We start from the raw sequence: 5,178 nt of genomic DNA, 5'->3' as shown, positions 1-5,178 counted from the left end.
GCTAAGCGACTACCATATCTCACAGGGGGCAACCCCCAACTACTTCCGGCGTTCTAGGGCTTAACTTCTGTGTTCGGCATGGGTACAGGTGTATCTCCTAGGCTATCGTCACTTAACTTGCTGAATTAACTTACAATATCTTATTGCCTTGTCAACTCAAAATTGAATAACTACTCAAAGCTCACAATACTTAAAAAACGCTGCGCTCAATGAAAATTGGATAAGTCCTCGAGCTATTAGTATTAGTCCGCTACATGTGTCGCCACACTTCCACTCCTAACCTATCTACCTGATCTTCTCTCAGGGCTCTTACTAACTTGCGTTATGGGAAATCTCATCTTGAGGTGGGTTTCACACTTAGATGCTTTCAGCGTTTATCCCTTCCCTACATAGCTACCCAGCGATGCCTCTGGCGAGACAACTGGTACACCAGCGGTAAGTCCACTCTGGTCCTCTCGTACTAGGAGCAGATCCTCTCAAATTTCCTACGCCCGCGACGGATAGGGACCGAACTGTCTCACGACGTTCTGAACCCAGCTCGCGTGCCGCTTTAATGGGCGAACAGCCCAACCCTTGGGACCGACTACAGCCCCAGGATGCGACGAGCCGACATCGAGGTGCCAAACCTCCCCGTCGATGTGAACTCTTGGGGGAGATAAGCCTGTTATCCCCAGGGTAGCTTTTATCCGTTGAGCGATGGCCCTTCCATGCGGAACCACCGGATCACTAAGCCCGACTTTCGTCCCTGCTCGAGTTGTAGCTCTCGCAGTCAAGCTCCCTTATACCTTTACACTCTGCGACTGATTTCCAACCAGTCTGAGGGAACCTTTGGGCGCCTCCGTTACCTTTTAGGAGGCGACCGCCCCAGTCAAACTGCCCGTCAGACACTGTCTCCGATAGGGATCACCTATCCGGGTTAGAGTGGCCATAACACAAGGGTAGTATCCCAACAACGCCTCCATCGAAACTGGCGTCCCGATCTCATAGGCTCCTACCTATCCTGTACATGTGGCACAGACACTCAATATCAAACTGCAGTAAAGCTCCATGGGGTCTTTCCGTCCTGTCGCGGGTAACCTGCATCTTCACAGGTACTAAAATTTCACCGAGTCTCTCGTTGAGACAGTGCCCAAATCATTACGCCTTTCGTGCGGGTCGGAACTTACCCGACAAGGAATTTCGCTACCTTAGGACCGTTATAGTTACGGCCGCCGTTTACTGGGGCTTCAATTCATACCTTCGCTTACGCTAAGCACTCCTCTTAACCTTCCAGCACCGGGCAGGCGTCACCCCCTATACATCATCTTACGATTTAGCAGAGAGCTGTGTTTTTGATAAACAGTTGCTTGGGCCTATTCACTGCGGCTGACCAAAGTCAGCACCCCTTCTCCCGAAGTTACGGGGTCATTTTGCCGAGTTCCTTAACGAGAGTTCTCTCGCTCACCTGAGGCTACTCGCCTCGACTACCTGTGTCGGTTTGCGGTACGGGTAGAGTATGATACAACGCTAGAAGCTTTTCTTGGCAGTGTGACATCACTCACTCGCTACTAAACTTCGCTCCCCATCACAGCTCAACGTTAGAGGTATAAGCATTTGACTCATACCACGCCTCACTGCTTAGACGTACATCCATTCGTACGCACGAGTTAGCCTACTGCGTCCCTCCATCACTTCATACTCTAGTACAGGAATATCAACCTGTTGTCCATCGGATACACCTTTCGGTCTCTCCTTAGGTCCCGACTAACCCAGGGCGGACGAGCCTTCCCCTGGAAACCTTAGTCTTACGGTGGATGGGATTCTCACCCATCTTTCGCTACTCATACCGGCATTCTCACTTCTATGCGTTCCAGCGCTCCTCACGGTACACCTTCTCCACACATAGAACGCTCTCCTACCATACCTATAAAGGTATCCACAGCTTCGGTAAATTGTTTTAGCCCCGGTACATTTTCGGCGCAGGGTCACTCGACTAGTGAGCTATTACGCACTCTTTGAATGAATAGCTGCTTCTAAGCTAACATCCTAGTTGTCTGTGCAACCCCACATCCTTTTCCACTTAACAATTATTTTGGGACCTTAGCTGGTGGTCTGGGCTGTTTCCCTTTCGACTACGGATCTTAGCACTCGCAGTCTGACTGCCGACCATAATTCATTGGCATTCGGAGTTTATCTGAGATTGGTAATCCGGGATGGACCCCTCACCCAAACAGTGCTCTACCTCCAAGAATCTCTATGTCGACGCTAGCCCTAAAGCTATTTCGGAGAGAACCAGCTATCTCCAAGTTCGTTTGGAATTTCTCCGCTACCCACAAGTCATCCAAGCACTTTTCAACGTGCCCTGGTTCGGTCCTCCAGTGCGTTTTACCGCACCTTCAACCTGCTCATGGGTAGGTCACATGGTTTCGGGTCTACATCATGATACTAATTCGCCCTATTCAGACTCGGTTTCCCTACGGCTCCGTCTCTTCAACTTAACCTCGCATCATAACGTAACTCGCCGGTTCATTCTACAAAAGGCACGCTCTCACCCATTAACGGGCTCGAACTTGTTGTAGGCACACGGTTTCAGGTTCTATTTCACTCCCCTTCCGGGGTACTTTTCACCTTTCCCTCACGGTACTGGTTCACTATCGGTCACTAGGGAGTATTTAGGGTTGGGAGATGGTCCTCCCAGATTCCGACGGGATTTCACGTGTCCCGCCGTACTCAGGATTCTGCTAGGTACAGATTCTATTTAAAATACGAGGCTCTTACTCTCTTTGGCTGACCTTCCCATGTCATTCTTCTATAAAATCTGAGTCCACATTGCAGTCCTACAACCCCGAAGAGTAAACTCTTCGGTTTGCCCTCCTGCCGTTTCGCTCGCCGCTACTAAGGCAATCGCTTTTGCTTTCTCTTCCTGCAGCTACTTAGATGTTTCAGTTCACTGCGTCTTCCTCCTCATCTCCTTAACAGAGATGGGTAACAGGTAGTACCTGTTGGGTTCCCCCATTCGGACATCCCCGGATCTGCGCTTACTTACAGCTCCCCGAGGCATTTCGTCGTTTGTCACGTCCTTCATCGGCTCCTAGTGCCAAGGCATCCACCGTGCGCCCTTACTAACTTAACCTTATTTTTGACCTTTCAGTCTTAAACTCATTAATATTCACAGCGTTTCGGTTTATTTTCTTGTTACTATTTGATATAGTTATTCAATTTTCAATGGACAAGTTTAGAATAGTTTCCACTATCCTAATGGAGCCTAGCGGGATCGAACCGCTGACCTCCTGCGTGCAAAGCAGGCGCTCTCCCAGCTGAGCTAAGGCCCCACAAGACCTCTCAAAACTAAACATGACGACCAATGGCTTCCGTTTTTCCTTAGAAAGGAGGTGATCCAGCCGCACCTTCCGATACGGCTACCTTGTTACGACTTCACCCCAATCATCTATCCCACCTTAGGCGGCTGGCTCCTAAAAGGTTACCTCACCGACTTCGGGTGTTACAAACTCTCGTGGTGTGACGGGCGGTGTGTACAAGGCCCGGGAACGTATTCACCGCGGCGTGCTGATCCGCGATTACTAGCGATTCCGACTTCATGTAGGCGAGTTGCAGCCTACAATCCGAACTGAGACTGGCTTTAAGAGATTAGCTTGCCGTCACCGACTTGCGACTCGTTGTACCAGCCATTGTAGCACGTGTGTAGCCCAGGTCATAAGGGGCATGATGATTTGACGTCATCCCCACCTTCCTCCGGTTTATTACCGGCAGTCTCGCTAGAGTGCCCAACTCAATGATGGCAACTAACAATAAGGGTTGCGCTCGTTGCGGGACTTAACCCAACATCTCACGACACGAGCTGACGACAACCATGCACCACCTGTCACCGGTGTGCCGAAGCAAAATCCTATCTCTAGGACGGGCACCGGGATGTCAAGACCTGGTAAGGTTCTTCGCGTTGCTTCGAATTAAACCACATGCTCCACCGCTTGTGCGGGCCCCCGTCAATTCCTTTGAGTTTCAACCTTGCGGTCGTACTCCCCAGGCGGAGTGCTTAATGCGTTAGCTGCGGCACTGAGTCCCGGAAAGGACCCAACACCTAGCACTCATCGTTTACGGCGTGGACTACCAGGGTATCTAATCCTGTTTGCTCCCCACGCTTTCGAGCCTCAGCGTCAGTTACAGACCAGAGAGCCGCTTTCGCCACCGGTGTTCCTCCATATATCTACGCATTTCACCGCTACACATGGAATTCCACTCTCCCCTTCTGCACTCAAGTTAAACAGTTTCCAAAGCGTACTATGGTTAAGCCACAGCCTTTAACTTCAGACTTATCTAACCGCCTGCGCTCGCTTTACGCCCAATAAATCCGGACAACGCTCGGGACCTACGTATTACCGCGGCTGCTGGCACGTAGTTAGCCGTCCCTTTCTGGTAAGATACCGTCACAGTGTGAACTTTCCACTCTCACACTCGTTCTTCTCTTACAACAGAGCTTTACGATCCGAAAACCTTCTTCACTCACGCGGCGTTGCTCGGTCAGACTTCCGTCCATTGCCGAAGATTCCCTACTGCTGCCTCCCGTAGGAGTCTGGGCCGTGTCTCAGTCCCAGTGTGGCCGATCACCCTCTCAGGTCGGCTATGTATCGTCGCCTTGGTGAGCCGTTACCCCACCAACTAGCTAATACAACGCAGGTCCATCTGGTAGTGGTGCATTTGCACCTTTCAATTGACTATCATGCAATAGTCAATATTATGCGGTATTAGCTATCGTTTCCAATAGTTATCCCCCGCTACCAGGCAGGTTACCTACGCGTTACTCACCCGTTCGCAACTCATCCAGAAGAGCAAGCTCCTCCTTCAGCGTTCTACTTGCATGTATTAGGCACGCCGCCAGCGTTCGTCCTGAGCCAGGATCAAACTCTCATTAAAAGTTTGAGTTCTCACTCATTTCTGTCACTGACAGATTTATTGTTTTTTTCTTTGTTCAGTACTACAACTTGTGTTGTAGCGCCCTGCACATTGGTTCGTCTTGTTCAGTTTTCAAAGGTCTTTATCGCTCTCTCAAGCGACAACTATATCAGTATATCACCTATCCATTCACTTGTCAACACTTTTTTTGAATTTTTTTATCTTTTTTACAAATTTATTTCCTACCACCATCAAAATCACTGATAAATCAATAACTAAAAGGGAAAG

General features: G+C 49.7%; 1 tRNA gene and 3 rRNA genes. All 4 read right to left on the bottom strand.

Annotation, left to right across the window (positions count from 1 at the left end):
- A 5S ribosomal RNA gene (gene rrf, locus D8792_RS10625) occupies positions 1 to 116 on the bottom strand.
- Positions 117 to 216: 100 nt separating this feature from the next.
- Positions 217 to 3,112: ribosomal RNA gene (locus D8792_RS10620) — 23S ribosomal RNA — on the bottom strand.
- Between the two features lie 126 nt (positions 3,113 to 3,238).
- Positions 3,239 to 3,311 (bottom strand) — tRNA-Ala (locus tag D8792_RS10615).
- A 53-nt stretch (positions 3,312 to 3,364) separates the two neighbouring features.
- Positions 3,365 to 4,911 (bottom strand): 16S ribosomal RNA (locus D8792_RS10610).
- Together the 16S, 23S and 5S rRNA genes with 1 tRNA gene alongside form the textbook arrangement of a ribosomal RNA operon.
- Between the last annotated feature and the right edge of the window lie 267 nt (positions 4,912 to 5,178).

The organism is Streptococcus cristatus, assembly GCF_003943505.1.
In the GTDB taxonomy this organism is placed as follows: domain Bacteria; phylum Bacillota; class Bacilli; order Lactobacillales; family Streptococcaceae; genus Streptococcus; species Streptococcus cristatus_E.
This window is presented reverse-complemented; position numbering and strand designations above follow the sequence as displayed.